Genomic DNA, 22,323 nt, shown 5'->3' with positions numbered 1-22,323 from the left:
CGATGAAACCTCACGCCACGGCTTTCAGCCAACGCCTGTTGCGCGGCCAGTCGCCTTCCTACGAACGCTTGCAGGCACGTCTGGCCGAGGATGGCAGTGAACTCGGCGGAGCACCGATCGCCGTGCATTGTGGCTGGGGCCGCTTGCTGATCGGCCACACGTTTGCCGATGCCGCGAGCCTCGCCGGGGAGTTGCTCAACGAACATCCCGGCGAACGGGACATTGCCCTGTACGTCGCCGCGCCCCAGCAAGTGCTGGGCCTGGAGCCGACACAGTTGTTCCTCGACCCGTCCGATACCTTGCGCCTGTGGTTCAGCGATTACCGTCAAGCGACCCGGGTGTTTCGCGGTTTTCGCATCCGACGCGCGCAAAGTGACGCCGACTGGCAAGCCATCAACCAGCTGTACCAGGCGCGCGGCATGCTGCCGATCGACGCCACCCGACTCACTGCGCGCCACCTGGGCGGCCCGGTGTACTGGCTGGCCGAAGACGAGGATAGCGACGCGGTCATCGGCAGCGTCATGGGCCTCAACCACCACCAGGCCTTCAACGATCCGGAAAACGGCAGCAGCCTGTGGTGCCTGGCGGTCGACCCGCATTGTGCGCGGCCAGGTGTCGGTGAAGTGCTGGTGCGGCACTTGATCGAACACTTCATGAGTCGCGGTCTCGCTTACCTCGACCTGTCCGTACTGCACGACAACCGCCAGGCGAAAAGCCTTTACGCCAAACTCGGTTTTCGCAACCTCTCGACCTTCGCCATCAAGCGCAAGAACGGCATCAATCAGCCGCTGTTTCTCGGGCCAGGTCCGGAAGCGGCGTTCAACCCGTACGCGCGGATCATTGTCGAGGAAGCTCACCGTCGTGGCATCGATGTGCAAGTCGATGACGCTGACGCCGGGATGTTCACCCTCAGCCATGGCGGGCGCCGGGTACGCTGCCGTGAGTCCCTGAGCGACCTGACCAGCGCCATCAGCATGAGTCTGTGCCAGGACAAAAGCCTGACCCACAAAGTGCTCAAGGCTGCCGGTTTGAACCTGCCGGCGCAGCAACTGGCGGGCAATGCCGATGACAATCTGGCGTTTCTCGATGAGCACCTGCGCGTGGTGGTCAAACCGCTGGACGGTGAACAGGGCCAAGGCGTAGCGGTCGACTTGCGGACCCTCGACGAGGTGCAGCAAGCCATCGAGGCGGCACGCCACTTTGACAGCCGCGTGCTGCTGGAAAGCTTCCACGAAGGCCTCGACCTGCGAATCGTGGTGATCGGTTTTGAAGTGGTCGCGGCCGCCATTCGCCGGCCGGCCGAAGTAGTCGGCGACGGCCAGCACTCCATCGGCGCCTTGATCGAAGCCCAGAGCCGGCGGCGACAAGCGGCCACGGGCGGCGAAAGCAAGATCCCGCTGGACCAGGAAACCCTGCGCACCTTGCATGCCGCCGGATACGACTACAGCAGCATTCTGCCGGCCGGCGAGCATCTATTCGTACGGCGTACGGCGAACCTTCATACAGGTGGCGTTCTTGAGGACGTGACGGCGATCCTGCATCCGACGCTGGTGGACGCCGCCGTGCGGGCAGCGCGGGCGCTAGACATTCCCATGGTCGGCCTTGACCTGATGGTGTCCGCCGCTGACCGGGCGGACTACGTGATTATCGAAGCCAACGAGCGGGCCGGGCTGGCCAATCATGAACCGCAACCCACGGCGGAGCGGTTTGTGGATTTGCTGTTTCCGCACAGTCAGCCGGTGGTCTCTTAGCTATGCGTTGTCTGGACTGGCCCCTTCGCGAGCAAGCCCGCTCCCACAGGGGAATGCGATTACATGTGGGAGCGGGCTTGCTCGCGAAGGCGGCCTGACAGACACCACAAATCCCTCATCGAAACCATCGATGCGCTCAACTCATCAGGAGTTTCCATGACCAGTAAAATCCCCGAACCGGACCTCGGTTACCTGCAAAAAGTCCTGCTGGAAATGCTCGCCATTCCCAGCCCCACCGGGTTCACCGATACCATCGTGCGCTATGTCGCCGAGCGCCTTGAAGAGCTCGGCATTCCCTTCGAAATGACCCGTCGCGGCACCATCCGCGCCACGCTCAAAGGCAAGAAAAACAGCCCCGACCGCGCCGTATCCGCCCACCTGGACACCATCGGCGCGGCGGTGCGTGCGGTAAAGGACAATGGCCGCCTGACCCTCGCGCCAGTCGGCTGCTGGTCCAGTCGTTTTGCCGAAGGCAGTCGGGTCAGCCTGTTTACCGACAACGGCGTGATCCGCGGCAGTGTCTTGCCGCTGATGGCTTCCGGGCACGCTTTCAATACCGCCGTGGATGAGATGCCGATCAGTTGGGATCACATCGAATTGCGTCTGGATGCCTACTGCGCTACTCGTGCCGACTGCGAGTCGGTGGGGATCAGCATCGGCGATTTCGTCGCCTTCGACCCGTTGCCGGAGTTCACCGAAAGCGGCCACATCAGCGCCCGCCACCTCGACGACAAGGCCGGGGTAGCCGCACTGCTGGCAGCGCTCAAAGCCATCGTCGACAGTGGCGAAGACCTGATGATCGACTGCCATCCGCTGTTCACCATCACCGAGGAAACCGGCAGCGGCGCGGCGGCGGCGTTGCCCTGGGACGTCAGTGAGTTCGTCGGCATCGACATCGCACCGGTCGCGCCTGGCCAACACTCCAGCGAGCATGCCGTGAGCATCGCGATGCAGGATTCCGGCGGGCCGTATGACTATCACCTGTCGCGCCATCTCCTGCGCCTGGCCAGCGACAACGAGTTGCCGGCCCGCCGCGACCTGTTTCGCTACTACTTCAGTGACGCCCATTCGGCGGTCACCGCCGGCCACGACATTCGCACCGCCCTGCTCGCCTTCGGCTGCGACGCCACCCACGGTTACGAGCGCACCCACATCGACAGTCTCGCCGCCCTGAGCCGCCTGCTTGGTGCATACATCCTCAGCCCGCCAGTGTTTGCCAGCGATGCGCAACCGGCCCAAGGGTCACTGGACCGCTTCAGCCATCAGCTCGAACACGACACCCAGATGGAAAGCGATACGCGGGTGCCGTCGGTGGACAGCCTGGTGGGGCAGCGGTCGGGGAACTGAGTTGAAACGCTGAGATTTCCGGTGTCTGACAGATTGCCTTCGCGAGCAAGCCCGCTCCCACAGGGGAATGCGATCACATGTGGGAGCGGGCTTGCTCGCGAAGACGCCGGACCAGACGACACTTCAGCCCAAGACTAGCCGCAACAGCCCAATCGCCGTAGCATCGCGCCATTGATCCAACCGAGGTGCCTATGCTGATTCCCCACGACCAACTTGAAGTCGATACCCTCACCCGCCTGATCGAGGATTTCGTGACCCGCGACGGCACGGACAATGGCGATGACACGCCGCTGGAAACCCGCGTATTGCGCGTGCGCCAGGCCTTGACCAAGGGCCAGGCACTGATTGTCTTCGACCCGGAAAGCGAACAATGCCAACTGATGCTCAAGCACGACGTGCCCAAGCACCTGTTTGACTGAAGCCTTCAGCGCCCCTTGGTCTTCGCCAGTTTGTTCTGAATGCGTTCGTAGATTTCGGAGCGGTGGACATTGACGTCCTGAGGCGCTTCGACGCCAAAGCGAATGTTGTTTCCGTTGATCGCGAGAACGCGCACGGAAATGTTTTCACCGATGGAAATCGTTTCGCCCACAACGCGACTGAGTACGAGCATGAGGAGTGTCCTTCAGGGGTTACTGGCCCTTGAAGATGCCCGGCCCGTCGTACGCCTACAATGCTCCGACAGCAAACCAGACCGGACTGACAGCCATGACACACCGCGCTTACGGAAAGGTCTGACAGGCTGGTTGATTGTAGGGCCGATCTGTCAGGACGCGGAGAATCGCGGCCCGAACAGGATGATGCTCGCGCCGATGACACACAGCGCCACGCCAAGCCAGTCCGAACCCAGCGGACGAATCCGCTCGACCACGGCCAACCATCCGATTGACGCAATGATGTAGATGCCACCGTAAGCGGCATAGGCGCGGCCGGCGTAGGTTGCTTCGATTCGGGTCAGCAGCAGGGCGAACAGAGTGAGGCTGAGGAGCGCCGGCACCACCCACCACATGCTTTTACCCTGGCGCAACCACATCCAAAAGGCAAAGCAACCGGCAATTTCGAACAATGCGGCAAGGAAAAACCACAGGTAATTGAGCATGCAAATGTCTCGCGAGGATGGCCGATGGCGGCCACCCTAACCACCGCGTTGCCTGCGGGCAAGATCAGCTTGCGGATTGCCTGGCCTTGGCGCGCATTTTATCGGCCATGACGGTCATTTCGTTGTAGAGCAGCTGCGGGTTCTTCTGTTTGATCGCCCAGGCCATGCGGCCCTGTTCGTGGGGCAGGATCATGAACTCGCCAGCGGCGACCTGCCGGTAGATGTAATCGGCGATGTCGGCGGCGCTGATCGGCGAACTTTCCAGCAACTTGCCGACCTGGGCCTTCATGGCCGGGGTCGGGCCGCGGAAGGAGTCCAGCAGGTTGGTCTGGAAGAACGACGGACACACCACATGCACGCCGACTTCCTGATGTGCCAGCTCGATCAGCAGGCTTTCGGACAACGCCACCACGCCCGCCTTGGCCACGTTGTAGTTGCTCATCGCCGGGCCTTGCATCAGCGCGGCCATGGACGCGATGTTGATGATCTTGCCTTTGCTTTTTTCCAGCAGTGGCAGGAACGCCTTGCAGCCCTTGACCACGCCCATCAGGTTGATCGCGATCTGCCAGTCCCAATCCTCCAGGGACAACTCACTGAAGAACCCGCCAGACGCCACACCGGCGTTGTTGACGATGACATCGATACCGCCGAGCTTGACTTCACAGGCCTGGGCGAACGCCGTCAATTGGCTGTAATCGCGCACGTCGCAGCGCTGGATAAAACCATCACCGCCGGCTTCACGAACCAGCTTCAGGGTTTCCTGCAAACCGGGCTCGCTGACGTCCGACAAGGCCAGTTGCCAGCCTTCACGCGCCCAGCGCAGCGCGATTTCGCGACCCAGGCCAGAGCCTGCACCAGTGATCATCATGCGATTTTGCATAGCAAACAGCCTTGTTGTTCTCGGAAGATGCATCGAGTGTAGCGAAGGAAATTGTCCGACCCACGCTCCATCAGATTGCTGAATGGCCCGAGCAAACCGCGGGAGTGCCTGAAGTAACTAAGACAAACACAAATGAAATAAGAACCTGTTCGAAATACTTCTAAAAAACTTGGAATTTTCCTGTAAGCGCAAGAGTCGGAATTTTTAAGCAGCTCGAATTTCCTTTATTCCCGCTGACCTTGATTGGCATGGTCAATCCACTGCATTTTCGACAAGGAAATAGACATGGGCACAATACTTCTCGTCATTCTGATCCTGTTACTGATCGGTGGTTTGCCGGTCTTCCCGCACTCCAGAAGTTGGGGTTATGGCCCGTCCGGAATTATCGGCGTGGTGTTGGTGGTGTTGTTGATCCTGCTCTTGCTCGGCCGAATATAAAAATCCGCCAGGCAAAAAAAAGAGGCCCTTGAAGGGCCTCTTTTCTATTGCGTCACAACTTATTGCGGCGTGCCGTGAACTACACCGGCGGTGTTGTCCAGCAGGCTCTTGGTCGCGGTTTGCAGGAACGCTTCGAGCTTGAGTTTCAACTCAGCGGAACGCGGTGCATCCGCAATGATCTCGGCATGTGGCGTAGCGCCCATTTCGTACTGGTACAACTTCGGCGCCATGTCCTTTTCCTTCGGCAACACAAGGATCCGGTCATCGCTGAGGATGGCGGTGGTCTGCTCGTTACCCGAAGGTTTGATCACACCAAAACCCTTATCGCCTTCAGGCAGGTTGAGCAGGTCGCGGCCCCAGCATTGCTGGCGAGTTTCGCCGCCCAGGCGGCCCATGATGGTTGGCACGATGTCGATCTGGGTGCCCACTGTGTGGTCGCGCTGGCCGAACTTCTCCTGGATACCCGGTGCGATCATCAACATCGGCACGTTGAAGCGGCCCAGGTCCATTTCGGTGATCTGCTGTTCATTGCCGAAACCGTGGTCACCCACGATGACAAACAGGGTTTCCTTGAAGTAAGGCTCCTTGCGGGCCTTTTCAAAGAACTGGCCCAGCGCCCAGTCCGCGTAACGCATGGCGGTCAAGTGTTCGTTCAGGCTTCCGCGATTGGTCACGGGCTCGACCGGCAATGGCGTCGGCAAGGCGTAGGGCGTGTGGTTGGACAGGGTTTGCAGCAAGGCATAGAACGGTTTGCCGTTTTCACGGGCCTTGAGCTCTTGCAGGCTGCGATCGAACATATCCTGGTCGGACACGCCCCATGTCGGGTCGGAGAACACCGGATTCACGAAATCGTTACGGCCGATGAAGTTGGTCATGCCCTGGTTGCTGAAGAAACCCGACTGGTTGTCCCAGGCGAAATCACCGTTGTAGACGTACACGTCGTCATAGTGACGGGCGCTGAGCAACTGCGGCAGGCCGGACAGCTTGTGGCTGCCTTCAGGAGTCTGCATCAGGTATTCGAAACCCGGCAGGTTCGGAAAGCACCCCATGGTGGCGAACATGCCCTGGTGGGTATGGGTTCCGTTGGAGAAGAAACGGTCGAACAGCAGGCCTTCCTTCGACAGTTTGTCGAGGTACGGCGTGATATTGCCCGGCCCGCCCAAAGCACCCACCGAGTGACCGGCCATGCTTTCCATCAGGATTACAACGACGTTCTTGATCGGCAGGGTCTTGTCGGCCGGCGGCGTGTAGTCACGACGTACGGCGGCCATATCGGCCTCGACCAGTTTTTCGTCCGGCAGCACCAGCATGTCACGCACGATCTGCTGGGCTTGTTCTTGAGGCAGGGTGGCCTTCCAGATGTTGTCGCGTTCTTCGGACATCCGGCTCTTGGCGGCAGCCACCAATTGCAGGGTGCCATTGAGGCCCAACTGGTTGGCGAAGTTCGAGTTGGTGGTATAGACGTCACCCCAGCGAAGCGGCGGGCCTTGGCGCAGAGTGCCACGCGCGGCGACCACGCAAACCAGCAAACAAACCACGAATACCGCAATTCGCGCATACCACGGCGCAACCTGGCGCGTGCCGATGCTGCCACCACTGAACGGGCCACGGGGACGGGTCGCACGGTCGGCGCCTTTGAATGCCAGGCTCAGGATCCAGGTACCCACGGCCCATGCCAGCAGGTAACGGACCACCGGGAAACCGTACCAGAGCATGCTCATCACGGTTTTCGGATCTTCCTTGACGTACTGGAAGACCAGGCCGTTGAGGCGCTGGTGGAACTCACGATAGAAGTCCATCTCCATCAGGCCCAGGAACAGCGCAATGCTGGAGACAACCGTCAGCCACAGACGGAACAGCCCGCGTGCCGCCATGGCCCGGGCGCTGAACAATGCCAGCAGCAACGGAATACTGAGATAGACCACCAGACGCAGGTCGAAACGCAGACCGTTGGCGAATGCCTCGAGGAAGGTCGAGGCTGGCGTGTCGAGGATCATCGAGCGGTTGTAAACCAGCAGCGCGACGCGCAGCAGGCTGAACATGACCATCATGACCAGGGCACACAACAGCGTGTAGGCCAGATGCGATTTGACGGTCGGTTGCAGCAGGCGACTAGAAGCTCGCTGCTGATTCAGGGCGTCCGGGATTGCCATGTCGTTTTAGGACCCATTGGAAGTTGAAGTTTCAAAAATACTGCTGCGCCTTGCCCTCTTTTTGGCCAGTACCTGGCCCCGGGGATTGCGCGGTGCGCAAATGTTGCACGATCACTCGCGGCATTGCCATTGATTACTGTCCGCAATGTTGGCGCAGGCGAATTGTCTTGGACGCTTTGTGAAAATTTCGTGCAACGCATATCCGGAAACACAATAAACCCCAGGCAAAACACGCTCTTTGTAGCAGCTGGCGAAACCTGCGTTCGGCTGCGAAGCAGTCGTAAGATCAGCCGGCGTGGTTCTTCAGGAAGACCGGGGACTCAGGGTTTTACGACTGCTGCGCAGCCGAACGCAGCCTCGCAGGCTCGGCAGCTGCTACAAGCCGAACGCAATCTTCGCCAGCTGCTACAGGTCGCGTGACGGCTTAACTGAGCGGCATTTTCCCTATTGCGCAAAGAAAAACGCCCCGAACAAGTCGGGGCGTTATCGAAAGAGCGGCGCGGTTACTTCTCGGCGCGTTCTTTCAGGGCTTTCAAGGTATTGAACGGGGCATCCACCACGAACTTGTTGGCCACCATCGAAGGCACGCTGCCGCCCGGTTCGGTGTGCACCTGATAGGTCACCTCGATCTGGTCGCCCTTGGGCACGAACTTCCAGAAACCGTCGACCTTGGCGACCCGGACAAAGCCTTTTTCTTCAGGGAGGTACTTCGGTACGCCTTCGAGCTTGCGGGTTACGCTGCCATCGGCGCCTTCAATGGTGGTGACGTGCAGCACCGAATCACGCGGGGTAACCGGCCAAGGGGTGTTGAACTGGGTGTAGGTCCAGCTCTGGTCACCTTCGTGCTTGAGCAGCTTCTGGGTTTTGCATTCGTGGATCCAGGCGCAGGCTCCGGACACGTCTTCCTGCAACGCACGCAGCTTGGCCATGGTGGTTTTCATCAGCGTGACACCCTGGTAGGCCTTGTAGTCGGACCCGGCCACTTCACTCAGGGAGATCTTGATGCCGTCTTCGTCTTTTTTGACTTTCCAGTCTTCGGCCTGGGCCGCCGAGGTAGCCAGTACAACCGTCAAACCACACAGCACAGCAATACGATGCAGCGAACCCATAGTCTTATTCCTTATTGTTGAAGTTCCGTTCGTCGAACACATCACGCCGCCGTCATTTGCTCCCACCAGCCAATCAGCCGAATGGCTTCTTCGCTGCTGCTTCCGCACACCTCGGGGTCGGCCTGGAAGGCAGAACACACCGCCGGCCGCTCCGGCTGGCCGAAAATATTGCACAGGTTGTTCGAGGAAAGTTGCAGGCAACGCTCCCCCGCGGCTTTGCCGTTGGGCATACCGGGAATCGGTGAACTGATGGAAGGGGCAATGCAACAAGCGCCACAGCCCTCACGGCATTTCATGACGACAAGCTCCTCGCGACGAGCAATGTGTTAAAGGACGGGGCACAGAGTACCCGCTAAAACAGTTGTTTTAAATTACCTGCGAGCGGGTTTTTCAGTGCAAACGAACATGACCGGCCAGTCTCCGACAAAGCGTCTGGTCTGCGGCTCGCGGATCGGGATGAGGTTACTGTTTGAACTCGAAATCCAGTGCCGCGCCTTCGACCTCGCGGCGCTCTTCATTGCGCAGTTGCAGCTGCATTTCATTGCTGAGCAAGCGTCCGTTGAGCTGGAATGGACTGCTGCCGCTCTTTTCGCCGAACATCTGTGGCAATAACGGTTCGCGCTTGGGCAATGTCACGGTTCCCAGCGGTTTCAGCTCCTGAACCATGTCCCGAGGCAAGCTAAGATCGAGCTTGGCAGACGGAAGCTCAGTCTTTACCACCTCGCTGGCCGGTTTCGATTTGGAGGCAACGGGTGGACGCTTTTTCACAGGCGTCGCCGGCTTCTTGGCCGACGAGGCTTTTTTCACAGGTTCGGTTTTTATCGGTGCTACGTGGAAACTGCCAGTGGTTTGCTGATCCTGCTCGGTGGCCGCCACGACGGATGCCGGCTGAATACTCGTAAACAGGCAGAGCAAAAGCCAGGTGGCAGGAAAAATCGGTTTCATGGATCCAACGGTGGGCGCAAACGGCAGGGGTACATATGCTCGCCTGTTGCCGCCCACAAGACAAGCGCAGTAGCAGCCTGTTACAAACCTCCGGCCATTTCCTGGCAGAGTTGGGTGGCCAGCATGCCCAAGGTCATCAATGCGCGCTCGGCTTCACGGTTCCATGGCGTGCCGCAATTGAGACGAATGCAGTGATTGAACTGCTCGGTGTTACTGAAGATCAGACCCGGCGCAATGCTGATGCCCTGCTGCAATGCCCGCACGTGCAACTCTTGCGTGTTGACCCGCCCCGGCAGGCTGACCCACAGAATGAAGCCACCGGTAGGCCGGGTCATCTGCGTGCCTTCCGGGAAATACTGCTGCACGGCCAGTTGGAAGGCACTGAGGTTTTTACGGTACTCCTGACGGATGAAGCGCAAATGCCGGTCGTACCCGCCATTTTCCAGGTAAGCGGCAATGCCCATCTGGGTAACGCTACACGCAGAATGCGTGCTGAAGGTCTGCAAGCGCTGGATTTCCTGCTGATACTTGCCGGCAATCATCCAGCCGATCCGCACGCCAGGCGACAGGGTTTTAGAGAAGCTTGAGCAATAGATTACCCGGTCCAGGCGATCGTAGGCCTTGAGGGACTTGGTGCGCCCCTGCTCGAACATCAACTCACCATAGATATCGTCTTCGACAATCTGGATATCGAAGTCCGACGCCAGGCGCAGCAATTGTTTCTGCCGCTCTTCCGGCATGGTGCCGCCCAATGGATTACTCAGTCGGGTGGTCAGCACCAACGCCTTGATCGACCATTGGTTGGCCGCCAGTTGCAGGGCTTCAAGGCTCATGCCCGTGGCCGGATCGCTGGGGATTTCGATGACCTTGAGGCCCAACAGATCGGCCAGTTGCAGCAACCCGTAATAGGTCGGCGACTCGGCCGCGATCAGATCACCGGGACGGGTCAAGACGCGCAAGGACATCTGCAGCGCATCGACGCAGCCGTGAGTGATCACCACCTCCGACGGATCGACCACTACGCCGGCATCGCGCATGCGGATCGCCACTTGCCGGCGCAACGGTTCGAAACCGGGGCTGAACATGTAGCTGAAGGCCCGCGGACTATGGAAGCGGGTGACTTTGGCCAATTGCTGATGCAGTGCCCGCACCGGCAAATAGTCGACACTCGGCACCGCAGCGCCCAGCGGGAAAACACCTTCACGACGGGATTCGACCAGGACTTGTTGAATGATGCTGCTGCGGGTGACCAGCCCAGGGCGCTCGACCCGGGCGATATCCGGCGTCGGTGCGGTGAGTGCCGGTGTCTGGTGCACGTAGTAGCCCGACTGCGGCCGGGCGCGGATCAGCCCCTGATCCTCGAGATTGGCATACGCCTGCAACACCGTCGCATGGCTGACATTGAGCTGCGAGCTCATCTTGCGTACCGAAGGTACGCGCTCTCCCGGCTGATAGACCCCGCGGCGGATGTCTTCGGCCAGTTGTTGAGCAATACGTTGATAGAGCAAAAGATTGGTCATGACGCAGCACTCGATTTCACGGGCATTTTATTCTTGTGTGAAACAATACCGGAACAGTTTAGAAGTGTACTGGGACAGTTGCCACAATAGTCGACCATACAGTGCAGTGTCAGCAAAATCTGTACTGTTTTGTGCGGTCATCGGCGGACATAAAAAAACCCGGCACTGCATGGCAGGCCGGGTTGTTGTAGGAGCTGTCGAGTGAAACGAGGCTGCGATCTTTTGATCTTTCGCTTGGGACTTAAGTGAACCTGGAAAGATCGCAGCCTCGTTTCACTCGACAGCTCCTACGGGGTGCATAGCATCACCCTGGAGCAGCGTTAGCGGGCAGCGCCGAGCTGGCCTTTTTCGTCGGAAAACACAATTTCCACCCGACGGTTCTGCGCCCGGCCCCGCTCCGACGCATTAGCGTCCACCGGATACTCGTCGCCATAACCCTCGACCTGGATGCGCTTGTCGTCGATGCCCAGGTCCATCAGCACGTCAGCCACCGATTGCGCACGGTCGCGGGACAGCTTGAGGTTTTCCTGCTTGCCCCCGGTACTGTCCGTATAACCTTCGATCCGCACCACACGCTTGGGGTTGAGTTGCAGGAACTGCACGATCTTCAACACCACACGGTTGGCCGAAGGTTTCAACTCCGCTTCGCCCGTGTCGAACAACATGTCGCCCAACGTCATCACCAGGCCGCGGTCGGTCTGGGTGGTCGTCAATGCCAGGATCTGCTCTTCGAGCCATTTGCCTTGCTGCTGCACGCTGAACAGTTTGGATTCACGCAGTTCCAGTTGCAGGCGCTGCCGCTCCAGTTCGAGCTTCGCCGCTTGCTCTTCGTTGAGCGCCTGATTGGTATGTTCCCGGGCAATCGCGCTATAGCGCTGGCTCAGGTAGGCGTAATGCACCACGTCCGAACCGCTGCCCCAATAACTGGACAGGCGATCGGCACGGGCCAGGGACTCTCCGGCGCGAATCACATCCTTGGGGGCGATTCGCAGCACATTGGAGTCTTCCTTGACCTTCTGAAAGTCGGCACCGGCCTGCTGCAACGCGGACTCGCTGTGCTGGCTGGCGCAGCCAAAGAGACTCGCACAGCCTGCCAGGATCAAACCGCCGAGGGCTTTAGTCTTGAGGCTCATTCGGCATCTCCCAGTTGCTTGCGCAGGCGGGTGATGCGGGTATTAAGCACGTTCAACTGTTCCTCGCTCTTGGCTGTCAATACCTTGGCTTCAGCCAGACGCGCATCGAGTTCGGCCTGTTCGGCCCGCATGCGTGCGTTTTTGAAGGATTGATCAGTCATGTTGCCCTTGGCGCGGTTGAACTTGTCTTCGGCCAGTTTCATTTCCGGCACATCGTCTGCCGTGGCGCCCACGGCCTTGGCCTGTTCGAGTGCCTGTTCGGTCAGGCGCATTTGTTCACTCGGCGCAGGATCGGTTGCACAACCCGCCAGGACTGCAAAGGCCACGGCAGCGAAAAGAGGTCGAATACTCACTAAATATCCCTACTGTTTTGGGGTACTGACGGGTTGTTGCGAGGGTTGCTGCGGTTGTGAGCGTTGTGCCTTCCAACGCTCGATATTGCGCATCAGCACGGCTTCCGTCAGTCCGGACGCGGGCAATTCTGTCATCTTTTTGGCCAACTGTCCGCGCAACCACGGATCGTTGCAGGCCGAGTCATGGGAAATCGCCAGGTACAGGCCCGGCTTGTCGACCGGTTGCGGGCGAGCGATCAGATCACCGGCCATGCCCAGTGTCTGTGCGGTCGCCATGCCCGAGTAACGTCCCGCCAGTACAAACTCGACCTCGCCCAACAGCAGTTTCTGAAAGGCCAGGGTCAGGTTGGATGTGCGCGTGAGGGTTAATTGCTGTCCGGCAAATGCGCTGAATTGTGGGGTCAATCGGGCCTTTTCCGACACGGCACCGGGATGGCCGTGCAGGTCTTGGGCTTCGTTGTAGATCAGCGTCGAGTCCTTGCGCGTCCAGACCAGATAGTCGTTTTCCAGCAACGGTGGATGGATGTAATCCAGGGTTTCCAGCTCACTGACGGTCAACGTCGCGTCCGCCAGCATGTCCATACGCCCGCTGCGCACTTCGTCCAGGGCCTGGGCGCGTTTGCCGGCATAAAGCAGTTCGACCTTGAGCCCCAACTCCCCCGCCACTTGCTGCAACAAATCGGCACTGGCGCCAATCAGGTGTTTGGGATTCTGCGGGTCTTGCCACAGGTACGGTGGCGCGTCCGGGCTGCCGGTCACCACCAGGCGCTCACATTTGCCTGCGGCGAAAGACAGCGCTGGCAATAGCGTCAATCCCAGCAAGCTCCACACACAGCGCAGATCCATGGCTTCACACTCCACTCATACCCGGTTATGCCCCCCCTGTAGGAGCGAGCTTGCTCGCGATGGACTCAAAGGTGCCGCGTTTTTCCAGAATGAACGCGTCATCGTTAACGCCCATCGCGAGCAAGCTCGCTCCTACAGAGAGCAAAAAAAAAGCCCGACCAAAAGGCCGGGCTCTTTATAAGTCAAGCCGCCGGGTTAGACCAGCTTCTCGAACTCAGGGATGGCTTCGAACAGGTCTGCCACCAGGCCGTAATCGGCCACCTGGAAGATCGGCGCTTCTTCGTCCTTGTTGATCGCTACGATCACTTTGGAGTCTTTCATGCCGGCCAGGTGCTGGATCGCGCCGGAGATACCGACGGCGATGTACAGCTGAGGAGCAACGATCTTGCCGGTCTGACCGACCTGCATGTCGTTGGGTACGAAACCTGCGTCGACTGCGGCGCGGGAAGCACCGACGGCAGCGCCCAGCTTGTCGGCCAGGGCGTACAGGTGTTTGAAGTTGTCGCCGTTCTGCATACCGCGGCCGCCGGAAACGACGATCTTGGCAGCGGTCAGTTCCGGACGATCGGACTTGGCCAGTTCTTCGCCAACGAAGCTGGAGATACCAGCATCGTGAGCAGCGGCAACGGCTTCAACGGCAGCGGAACCACCAACAGCTGCAACCGGGTCGAAACCGGTGGCACGCACGGTGATCACTTTGACCGCAGCGTTCGATTGAACGGTCGCGATGGCGTTACCGGCGTAGATCGGACGCTTGAAGGTGTCAGCGCTTTCTACCGAGATGATCTCGGAGATCTGGTCGACGTCCAGTGCAGCGGCAACGCGCGGCAGGATGTTTTTGCCGTTGGAAGTGGCGGCAGCCAGGATGTGGCTGTAGCCCTTGCCCAGCTCGGTAACCAGCGGAGCAACGTTTTCCGGCAACTGGTGAGCGTAGGCGGCGTTGTCGGCCACCAGTACTTTAGCCACGCCAGCGACTTTCGCAGCGGCTTCAGCCACGGCGCCAGCGCCCTGGCCTGCAACCAGAACGTGGATGTCGCCACCGATTTTGGCAGCAGCAGCAACGGTGTTCAGCGTGGCCGGGGCCAGCACTTTGTTGTCGTGTTCAGCAATAACCAAGATAGTCATTTAGATTACCTTCGCTTCGTTTTTCAGTTTCTCGACCAGTTCAGCCACCGACTTGACCTTGATACCCGCGCTGCGTGCAGCCGGCGCTTCGACTTTCACGGTCTTGTTGGTGGAGGCGGTGGAAACGCCCAAAGCGTCCGGAGTCAGCACTTCGAGAGGCTTCTTCTTGGCTTTCATGATGTTTGGCAGAGACGCGTAGCGCGGCTCGTTCAAACGCAGGTCGGTGGTGACGATGGCCGGCAGCTTCAGGGAAACGGTCTGCGCGCCGCCGTCGATTTCACGAGTCACAGCTACGCTGTCACCGCTGATTTCGACTTTCGAAGCGAACGTGCCCTGACCGTAGCCGCTCAATGCAGCGAGCATCTGGCCAGTCTGGTTGTTGTCGCTGTCGATGGCTTGTTTGCCAAGGATCACCAGCTGAGGCTGTTCCTTGTCGACAACGGCCTTCAACAGTTTGGCAACGGCCAGGGAAGTCAGGTCTTCGGCGGACTCGACGAGGATGGCGCGGTCAGCACCCAGAGCCAGCGCGGTGCGCAGTTGCTCTTGAGCGGTGGACGGGCCGACGGAGACGACGACGATTTCAGTCGCAACACCTTTCTCTTTCAGGCGTACGGCTTCTTCAACGGCGATCTCGCAGAACGGGTTCATCGACATCTTGACGTTGGCAAGATCGACGCCGGAATTGTCCGCCTTGACGCGAACCTTGACGTTGTAATCCACAACGCGTTTGACAGCTACAAGAACCTTCATGGATTCCTCGTTACTCTCCGGTGAAAAGAAAGTCGCCTAGGCGAACCTGGCGGTTGATGCTCATCGGGCGCAAGGGCACCTCTAAAAACGCCGGCAAACGTGTCAAGTGACCATCGCTCATCATGTGGATGACCGTTCGTCAGTGGTGACTGACGAGTCATTCAACATCGCGGCGTGTAAACTGCACACCAAACCCGCGCTGCGCATCACTCTCTACTGCCATCGCCCTGTCTTTAGAGGTGCTCTTGAAACCAACAGCCAGCCTACGGCGAGCGCAAAACCGCCCGTATCTTGACCGGAACGCCTATTCCGGTCAATACGCCAAAATAGCCGTTCATAAGGCGCGTGACTTTGATTTCTCTGGCTTTGAGCCATTTCAAACAAACGTTTGTATTGGACGCTGAGAGTGGTGTAGATATAATGCGCCACCCAAAGAGAAAGGTGGTCAATCGATTGTCCGCTTCCGGCGTTGCGCCGGGATTCATGGATGCGACACCCAACCTCCAAATTAGAAAAAAAACTGTTGAGCCTTGAGTAGGAGATAACCTGTGGAACGCGAATACATGGAATTCGACGTTGTCATCGTCGGTGCCGGCCCCGCTGGTCTTTCCGCCGCCTGCCGCTTGAAGCAGAAGGCCGCCGAAGCCGGTAAGGAAATCAGCGTCTGCGTGGTCGAAAAAGGCTCCGAGGTCGGTGCTCACATTCTGTCCGGTGCCGTGTTCGAACCACGTGCCCTGAACGAACTGTTCCCGGATTGGAAAGAACTCGGCGCGCCGCTGAACACCCCCGTCACCCGTGACGACATCTTCGTTCTGAAGAACGCTGAAAGCGCGCAGAAAGTTCCAGACTTCTTTGTGCCCAAGACCATGCACAACGAAGGCAACTACATCATCTCCCTGGGCAACCTGTGCCGCTGGCTGGCCCAGCAGGCCGAGAACCTGGGTGTGGAGATCTACCCGGGCTTCGCCGCTCAGGAAGCGCTGATCGACGAGAACGGCGTGGTGCGCGGGATCATCACCGGTGATCTGGGCGTCGACCGCGAAGGCCATCCGAAGGAAGGCCTGTACACTCCGGGCATGGAGCTGCGCGGCAAGTACACGCTGTTCGCCGAAGGCTGCCGTGGCCACATCGGCAAGCAGTTGATCAAGCGCTTCAACCTGGACACTGACGCTGATGCCCAGCACTACGGCATCGGCCTGAAGGAAATCTGGGAAGTCGACCCGGCCAAGCACCAGCCGGGCCTGGTGGTCCACACCGCCGGTTGGCCGATGGACATCATGGGCACCGAGAACACCGGTGGCTCGTTCCTCTATCACCTGGAAAACAACCAGGTAGTGGTTGGTCTGATCGTCGACCTTTCCTACAGCAACACCTACCTGTCGCCGTTCGACGAGTTCCAGCGCCTCAAGCATCACCCGGTACTCAAGCAGTACCTGGAAGGCGGCAAGCGCATCAGCTACGGTGCCCGCGCCATCTGCAAGGGCGGCCTGAACTCGCTGCCGAAAATGGTCTTCAAGGGTGGCGCGCTGATCGGTTGCGACCTCGGCACTCTGAACTTCGCCAAGATCAAGGGCAGCCACACCGCGATGAAGTCCGGCATGCTTGCCGCCGATTCCGTGGCTGATGCACTGTTCGCCGACAAGGATGGCACCGAAGAGCTGACCACTTACGTCGACGCATTCAAGAAGAGCTGGCTCTACGACGAACTGTTCGCCAGCCGCAACTTCGGCCCGGCGATCCACAAGTTCGGCGCCATCGTTGGTGGCGGTTTCAACTGGCTGGACCAGAACATCTTCGGCGGCAAACTGCCGTTCACCTTGCACGACACCAAGCCGGATTACGCTTGCCTGAAACTGGCGGCCGACTGCAAGAAGATCGACTACCCGAAACCGGACGGCAAGATCAGTTTCGACAAACTCAGCTCGGTGTTCATCTCCGGTACCAACCATGAAGAAGAGCAGCCGTGCCACCTGAAGCTGGCCGATCCAAGCATCCCGATCAGCAAGAACCTGCCGCTGTACGATGAGCCTGCCCAGCGTTACTGCCCGGCTGGCGTGTACGAAGTGATCACCAAAGAAGACGGCGAGAAGCGCTTCCAGATCAACGCCCAGAACTGCGTTCACTGCAAGACCTGCGACATCAAGGACCCTGCACAGAACATCACCTGGGTGACGCCGGAAGGCTCAGGCGGCCCGACTTACCCGAACATGTAAGCCGAACCGTGAACATCAAGGCTCCCGAAATGGGGGCCTTTTTGTTGCCTGCAATTTGAGCCACACCACAAAACCAGTGTGGGAGCGGGCTTGCTCGCGAATGCGGTTGATCCTTCACCACTTACATTGACTGACACACCGCTTTCGCGAGCAAGCCCGCTCCCACAGGGGATTTTCGGCAACTCAGGCTGCGCGTTCGTCGCCGGGACTGCGCTCAAAATACCGTTTGTACTCGCGACTGAACTGCGACGTGCTCTGGTACCCCACCCGATGCGCCACCTGCGCCACGCCCAGCCCCTCGGCCATCAGCAACGCCTGCGCCTTGAGCAGACGCAATCGCTTCAGATACTGCACCGGCGACAACAACGTACTGCGCTTGAAATGCTCATGGAACGTCGAAAGACTCATGTTCGCGCAACTGGCCAGCGTTTCCACATTCAACGGTTCGGTGAAATGCGCGTGCAGATGGTTGAGCGAGGCCGCGATCCGCGCGAACTGCCCCTGTTGCTCGACCAGCGCCCGCAGCACATCCGCCTGAGGTCCGCGCAGCGCAACGAACAACAACTCGCGCAAGCGCGCCTGGCCCATGATCCGGCTCTCCAGCGGATCGTGCAGGCACCGCAGCAGCCGCTCGACACAACCGCGCATGGCGTCATCGAGCACTGCCGAGGTCATCGACCCCGGTGTTTGCGCCGGAATATGCCGCCCTGGTGCCAAGCCCATCGCCAATACCAACTCGCCCAGCATCACCCGGTCGATCGCGACCGACACTCCGAGCATCGGCCCGTCCGGCGCGGCAAAGGTTTCACACTCGAACGGCACCGGCAGCGCCTGAATCAAATAGTGCCCTGCGCCATATTCCAGGGTGCGCGGTCCCAGATACGCCAGTTTGCTGCCCTGGGCGATGATCACCAGGCTCGGTTCATAGATCTGCGGCCCACGGGCCACATCGCAACTGGCACGCAGAACCTGCACACCCGGCAACGCGGTCGGGACGAAACCGTCGCGAGTGGACAGTGGTTCGATCAGTGAAACCAGGGTGGCATTGGCATCAAGGTGACGGGTCAACAGCATCGGAGCTCTTCACAAAAAAAATCACGGAAAAAGGGACGAAAACATCATCGCAGATCCACTGACCAATGCGACGGTCCACACCCGCATGCCGGAGAAATAGGCATGACACCCGGAGGAATCGCCATGGCCGGTACAGGATCCGGCGCCCAGAATGCGCCACCTCACCCGTCAGCGCTTTTGCGAGGTTCACCATGTACACCGCCATCGGATACGCCGCCCAGTCGGCCACCACTCCCCTCGCCCCCGTGAAATTCGAACGCCGCAGTCCACGGGCCGACGACGTTGCCATCGAGATTCTCTACTGCGGCGTCTGCCATTCCGACATCCATCAGGCCCGTAACGAGTGGGGCATTGCTGTTTACCCGCTGATGCCTGGCCACGAAATCGTAGGCAAAGTTACCGCTGTCGGTGCGAATGTCACCAAGCACAAAGTCGGCGATCTGGTCGGCGTCGGCTGCATGGTCGACTCGTGCCGCAGCTGTGAGGCTTGCCAGGCCAACCTCGAGCAATACTGCCTCGAAGGTCCGACCATGACCTACGCCACCCCGGACCGGGTCGACGGCAGCAACACCATGGGCGGCTATTCCGACAGCATCGTGGTCAGCGAGCACTTCGTGGTGCGCATCCCGGAAAAACTGGCCCTGGCCAGTGCCGCGCCGATCCTGTGTGCCGGCATCACCACCTACTCGCCGCTCAAGCACTACGGCGTGAAGGCTGGCGACAAAGTCGGGATTCTCGGCATGGGCGGCCTCGGTCATATGGGCATCAAATTCGCCAAGGCCATGGGTGCCGAAGTGACGCTGTTCACCCGCTCGGCGAGCAAAGCCGAAGAGGCTCGCCGCCAGGGCGCGGACCATGTGATCGTGTCCACCGATGACACCCAGATGCAGGCGGCCGCCGGTTACTTCGATTTCCTGCTCGACACCATTCCGGTGCAGCACGACCTCAACCCTTACCTCGATACGCTGCGTTTCGATGGCGTGCATATTCTGGTGGGTCTGATCGAACCGGTGGAGCCACCGGTGCATGCGGCCAAACTGGTATTGGGTCGCCGGGTGCTGGCCGGCTCCCTGATTGGCGGCATCGCCGAAACCCAGGAAGTGCTGGATTTCTGCGCCGAGCACAACATCACCTGCGACATCGAAATGCTCGATATCCGCCAGATTAACGAGGCTTACGCCCGCATGATTGCCGGTGACGTGAAGTACCGCTTCGTCATCGACATGGCGACATTGAAGCTCTAAACCTTCAAGGCTTAAACCTTCAAACCCAGCTCCGCCGACAGCCGGGCCGTGACCCCTTTGATCAGGGGAATCAGCTCGGCCATTTTTTCCAGCGGCATGTACGGCACGGTGCTGGCGATGCTGATGCCGGCGACGATGCGCTTGCTGGCATCGCGGACCGGCGCCGCCACGCAACGGATCGACGGCTCGTTATCTTCCAGGTCGAAGGCGTAGCCGCCGGCCACGTACTCGACCATACGCTGCTCGAACTGCTCCCAGGATTGCTCCGGGTGCTGCGGCCAGAATTGATTTTTCCCACCCACCGGCAGGCTGACTTCGTACAAGCGTTGCCACTCTTGCGGCGAATCATCCAGCATCAGCGCCTTGCCGATCCCGGTACGCGCCAACGGCATGCGATGGCCGACCCGCGAACGCATTTCCGGGCCATTGCGCCCCGGATTCTTGTGCAGGTACAGCACTTCGTCACCTTCACGAATCGCCAGGTGAATGGTGTCGCCGGTCAATGCCGACAACTCATCCAGATACGGCCCGGCCAGGGTCACCAACGGCAGCTCTTCGCGGGCCTGAAATCCCAGCTCGATCAGTTTCGGTCCCAGCAGATAACCGACTTGCGGCACCACCCGCAGATAACGCTCGTCCACCAGGCAACTGGCCAGGCGATGGGTGGTGCTGCGCGTGGTGCCGATCAGCCGGGCGATTTCCTTGAGATCGCGGGCGCCGCTGGCCACGGCCTGAACCACACCCAGACCGCGAAGCAGGGTCTGGGTGCCGGTGGGTGCGGCGTCCTTGGCGATTTTTGGGGCGTCTTCCTGCATATCCAGCCTTTACCGTTGAGCGTGTGAACGGGCGGCATTATGGTCGCCCGAATGCCACGACTACAACTTGATACGCTCGACCTTGCCCACCAGCAAGATGTAGGAAAGTGCACCAATCAACGCCAGCACCGAGATGTAGGTGATCGCCGGGGCGAAAGAATCACCCGTCGCGAGGAAGCCGATCACGATAGGCGTAGCGATGGCCGACAGATTGCCGATGAAGTTGAATACCCCGCCGGTCAGCCCGAGCAATCGCGCCGGGGCGAGTGTCGACACCAGTGACCAGGTGATGGAAGCCAGGCCATTGCCGAAGAACGCCAGTGCCAGAAAGGCAATCACCAGCGGCGTCGACTCGACAAAGTTGGCGCCGATGATCGAGGTCGAAATCAGCAGTCCGCTGATGATTGGCAACTTGCGGGCGAAACCCACCGTGTAACCGCGACGGATCAAAAAGTCCGAGAAGAAACCGGAACACAGCACTCCGATAAAGGCCGCAAGAAACGGCAGCGACGCCAACAGGCCGGATTTGATGAAGTCCATGCCGCGGTATTTCACCAGGTAGGTCGGGAACCAGGTCAGGAAGAACCACAGCGTCGAGTTGAGGCAGAACTGACCGAGGTAAATGCCCCAGAGTTTGCGCTTGGCCAGGACAATCCCCAGATCGGTCCAGCTGAATTTGGCTTTGACCCTGGCCTGCTCGGCCTGGATGTCCACCAACCCGCCGCCCTCGCGGATCAAATCAATTTCTGCGTCATTGGCACCTTTGAAATCCCGTGGCTCGCGATACACCGCGTACCAGATCACCGCCCACAAAATGCCCACTGCACCGGTGGTGACGAACACCATGTGCCAACCGAATTCGTGCTGAAGCCAGGCCAGCACCGGCGTCAGGAAGGCCAGGCCGACGAATTGCCCGGAGGTGTAGAAACCGATGGCGGTGGCGCGCTCGCGCTCGGGAAACCAGGTGGTGACCACGCGGCTGTTGATCGGATACGCCGGCGCTTCCAGCGCACCGACGGCCATGCGCAGCACGAACAGTGCGATGAAACTGCCGGCGAAACCGAGCATCACCGTGGCCACCGACCACAGCAGCAATGCGACGCTGTACAGAATCCGTGGCGGTACCCGGTCCACCAGCCAGCCGCCGGGGATTTGCATGGCGGCGTAAGTCCAGCCGAAGGCGGAGAAGATCAGGCCGACATGTATGGGGTCGATGCCCAGATCGCTGGTCAGCGCCGGAGCGGCAATCGACAGGTTGCTGCGATCCAGGTAGTTGATCACCACGGTGATGAACAACAGGACCATGATGAAAAAACGCTTGCGACTGGGCGTCACCAACGACGCCTGCCCGGTGAGGGTTTGCGGTTGCATGGGGGAGTGCCTCTTCTTATGGTTATTGAGGTCGATTTGAAAACTTGCGCTGACTCCGTAGGAGCTGGCTTGCCAGCGAAGGCGGCGTGCCAGGCAACATCGTTGTCGGATGTGACGGCCTCTTCGCTGGCAAGCCAGCTCCTACAGGGGGGTTGTGTGG

Annotated in this window: 22 protein-coding genes; 6 read left to right on the top strand and 16 right to left on the bottom strand. The window is 59.7% G+C overall.

Annotation, left to right across the window (positions count from 1 at the left end):
- Window positions 1-2 precede the first annotated feature (2 nt).
- The 3 genes from ngg (at window position 3) to AC07XF_RS07130 (ending at window position 3,517) form a co-directional block, all read left to right on the top strand.
- Window positions 3-1,751: an N-acetylglutaminylglutamine synthetase gene (gene ngg / locus AC07XF_RS07140; RefSeq protein ID WP_495025953.1), complete on the top strand. Its 1,749-nt coding sequence runs from the start codon at window positions 3-5 to the stop codon at window positions 1,749-1,751.
- Window positions 1,752-1,907: 156 nt separating this feature from the next.
- On the top strand, window positions 1,908-3,098 hold the full coding sequence (locus AC07XF_RS07135) for an osmoprotectant NAGGN system M42 family peptidase (protein ID WP_495025952.1): 1,191 nt from the start codon (window positions 1,908-1,910) through the stop codon (window positions 3,096-3,098).
- 191 nt (window positions 3,099-3,289) lie between these two features.
- Window positions 3,290-3,517 carry a YheU family protein gene (locus AC07XF_RS07130; RefSeq protein WP_003199186.1) on the top strand — a complete coding sequence of 76 codons (228 nt, stop codon included), beginning with the start codon at window positions 3,290-3,292 and terminating at the stop codon, window positions 3,515-3,517.
- Window positions 3,518-3,522: 5 nt separating this feature from the next.
- Here the strand turns inward: AC07XF_RS07130 and csrA are convergent, their stop codons facing one another.
- From csrA to AC07XF_RS07115, 3 genes are all read right to left on the bottom strand, one after another.
- Window positions 3,523-3,708: a carbon storage regulator CsrA gene (gene csrA / locus AC07XF_RS07125; RefSeq protein WP_495025951.1), complete on the bottom strand. Its 186-nt coding sequence runs from the start codon at window positions 3,706-3,708 to the stop codon at window positions 3,523-3,525.
- A gap of 153 nt (window positions 3,709-3,861) precedes the next feature.
- Complete coding sequence (locus AC07XF_RS07120; RefSeq protein WP_008004345.1) at window positions 3,862-4,194, bottom strand: YnfA family protein; 333 nt, start codon at window positions 4,192-4,194, stop codon at window positions 3,862-3,864.
- A gap of 64 nt (window positions 4,195-4,258) precedes the next feature.
- A complete protein-coding gene (locus AC07XF_RS07115) occupies window positions 4,259-5,074 on the bottom strand; it encodes an SDR family oxidoreductase (RefSeq protein ID WP_495025950.1) in 816 nt (271 codons plus the stop codon).
- Between the two features lie 279 nt (window positions 5,075-5,353).
- Here AC07XF_RS07115 and AC07XF_RS07110 point away from each other — a divergent pair, with 279 nt between their 5' ends.
- Window positions 5,354-5,512, top strand: a complete 159-nt coding sequence (locus AC07XF_RS07110) for a DUF3309 family protein (protein ID WP_442099317.1) — start codon at window positions 5,354-5,356, stop codon at window positions 5,510-5,512.
- Window positions 5,513-5,571: 59 nt separating this feature from the next.
- Here the strand turns inward: AC07XF_RS07110 and AC07XF_RS07105 are convergent, their stop codons facing one another.
- The 10 genes from AC07XF_RS07105 to AC07XF_RS07060 all read right to left on the bottom strand — a co-directional run bounded on the left by AC07XF_RS07105 (window position 5,572) and on the right by AC07XF_RS07060 (window position 15,446).
- A complete protein-coding gene (locus tag AC07XF_RS07105; RefSeq protein WP_495025949.1) occupies window positions 5,572-7,665 on the bottom strand; it encodes an LTA synthase family protein in 2,094 nt (697 codons plus the stop codon).
- A 503-nt stretch (window positions 7,666-8,168) separates the two neighbouring features.
- On the bottom strand, window positions 8,169-8,774 hold the full coding sequence (locus AC07XF_RS07100) for an START domain-containing protein (RefSeq protein WP_495025948.1): 606 nt from the start codon (window positions 8,772-8,774) through the stop codon (window positions 8,169-8,171).
- Between the two features lie 41 nt (window positions 8,775-8,815).
- A complete protein-coding gene (locus AC07XF_RS07095; RefSeq protein WP_495025947.1) occupies window positions 8,816-9,070 on the bottom strand; it encodes a YkgJ family cysteine cluster protein in 255 nt (84 codons plus the stop codon).
- A gap of 166 nt (window positions 9,071-9,236) precedes the next feature.
- Complete coding sequence (locus tag AC07XF_RS07090) at window positions 9,237-9,719, bottom strand: translation initiation factor 2 (protein WP_495025946.1); 483 nt, start codon at window positions 9,717-9,719, stop codon at window positions 9,237-9,239.
- An 80-nt stretch (window positions 9,720-9,799) separates the two neighbouring features.
- Window positions 9,800-11,239 (bottom strand): aminotransferase-like domain-containing protein, encoded by a 1,440-nt coding sequence (locus AC07XF_RS07085; protein ID WP_007973699.1) that lies wholly within the window; start codon window positions 11,237-11,239, stop codon window positions 9,800-9,802.
- A gap of 320 nt (window positions 11,240-11,559) precedes the next feature.
- A complete protein-coding gene (locus AC07XF_RS07080) occupies window positions 11,560-12,372 on the bottom strand; it encodes an OmpA family protein (protein ID WP_495025945.1) in 813 nt (270 codons plus the stop codon).
- Window positions 12,369-12,725, bottom strand: a complete 357-nt coding sequence (locus AC07XF_RS07075) for a DUF4398 domain-containing protein (RefSeq protein ID WP_495025944.1) — start codon at window positions 12,723-12,725, stop codon at window positions 12,369-12,371. The genes AC07XF_RS07080 and AC07XF_RS07075 overlap by 4 nt, the downstream gene beginning before the upstream one ends.
- Before the next feature lie 9 nt (window positions 12,726-12,734).
- Window positions 12,735-13,571, bottom strand: coding sequence for a substrate-binding periplasmic protein (locus AC07XF_RS07070; protein WP_495025943.1), 837 nt, complete (start codon window positions 13,569-13,571; stop codon window positions 12,735-12,737).
- Between the two features lie 195 nt (window positions 13,572-13,766).
- The gene (locus tag AC07XF_RS07065; protein ID WP_116263299.1) at window positions 13,767-14,696 is read right to left on the bottom strand and encodes an FAD-binding protein; all 930 of its coding nucleotides are present in this window, start codon (window positions 14,694-14,696) and stop codon (window positions 13,767-13,769) included.
- The gene (locus tag AC07XF_RS07060; protein ID WP_007987229.1) at window positions 14,697-15,446 is read right to left on the bottom strand and encodes an electron transfer flavoprotein subunit beta/FixA family protein; all 750 of its coding nucleotides are present in this window, start codon (window positions 15,444-15,446) and stop codon (window positions 14,697-14,699) included. It abuts the gene before it with no gap.
- A 548-nt stretch (window positions 15,447-15,994) separates the two neighbouring features.
- Between AC07XF_RS07060 and AC07XF_RS07055 the strand changes: the two genes are divergently transcribed.
- On the top strand, window positions 15,995-17,659 hold the full coding sequence (locus AC07XF_RS07055) for an electron transfer flavoprotein-ubiquinone oxidoreductase (protein ID WP_495025942.1): 1,665 nt from the start codon (window positions 15,995-15,997) through the stop codon (window positions 17,657-17,659).
- A gap of 183 nt (window positions 17,660-17,842) precedes the next feature.
- Here the strand turns inward: AC07XF_RS07055 and AC07XF_RS07050 are convergent, their stop codons facing one another.
- Entirely contained in the window at window positions 17,843-18,733 is an 891-nt protein-coding gene (locus tag AC07XF_RS07050; RefSeq protein WP_495025941.1) for an AraC family transcriptional regulator, read from the bottom strand.
- Between the two features lie 191 nt (window positions 18,734-18,924).
- Here AC07XF_RS07050 and AC07XF_RS07045 point away from each other — a divergent pair, with 191 nt between their 5' ends.
- A complete protein-coding gene (locus AC07XF_RS07045) occupies window positions 18,925-19,977 on the top strand; it encodes an NAD(P)-dependent alcohol dehydrogenase (RefSeq protein WP_495025940.1) in 1,053 nt (350 codons plus the stop codon).
- A gap of 11 nt (window positions 19,978-19,988) precedes the next feature.
- Here the strand turns inward: AC07XF_RS07045 and AC07XF_RS07040 are convergent, their stop codons facing one another.
- Window positions 19,989-20,792: an IclR family transcriptional regulator gene (locus tag AC07XF_RS07040; protein ID WP_116263302.1), complete on the bottom strand. Its 804-nt coding sequence runs from the start codon at window positions 20,790-20,792 to the stop codon at window positions 19,989-19,991.
- 60 nt (window positions 20,793-20,852) lie between these two features.
- Complete coding sequence (locus AC07XF_RS07035; protein ID WP_495025939.1) at window positions 20,853-22,163, bottom strand: MFS transporter; 1,311 nt, start codon at window positions 22,161-22,163, stop codon at window positions 20,853-20,855.
- Window positions 22,164-22,323 lie beyond the last annotated feature (160 nt).

Source organism: Pseudomonas sp. GW821-FHT01C01 (assembly GCF_059422645.1).
Note: the sequence above shows the minus strand (reverse complement) of the source record. Positions and strands in the feature narration are given on the sequence as shown.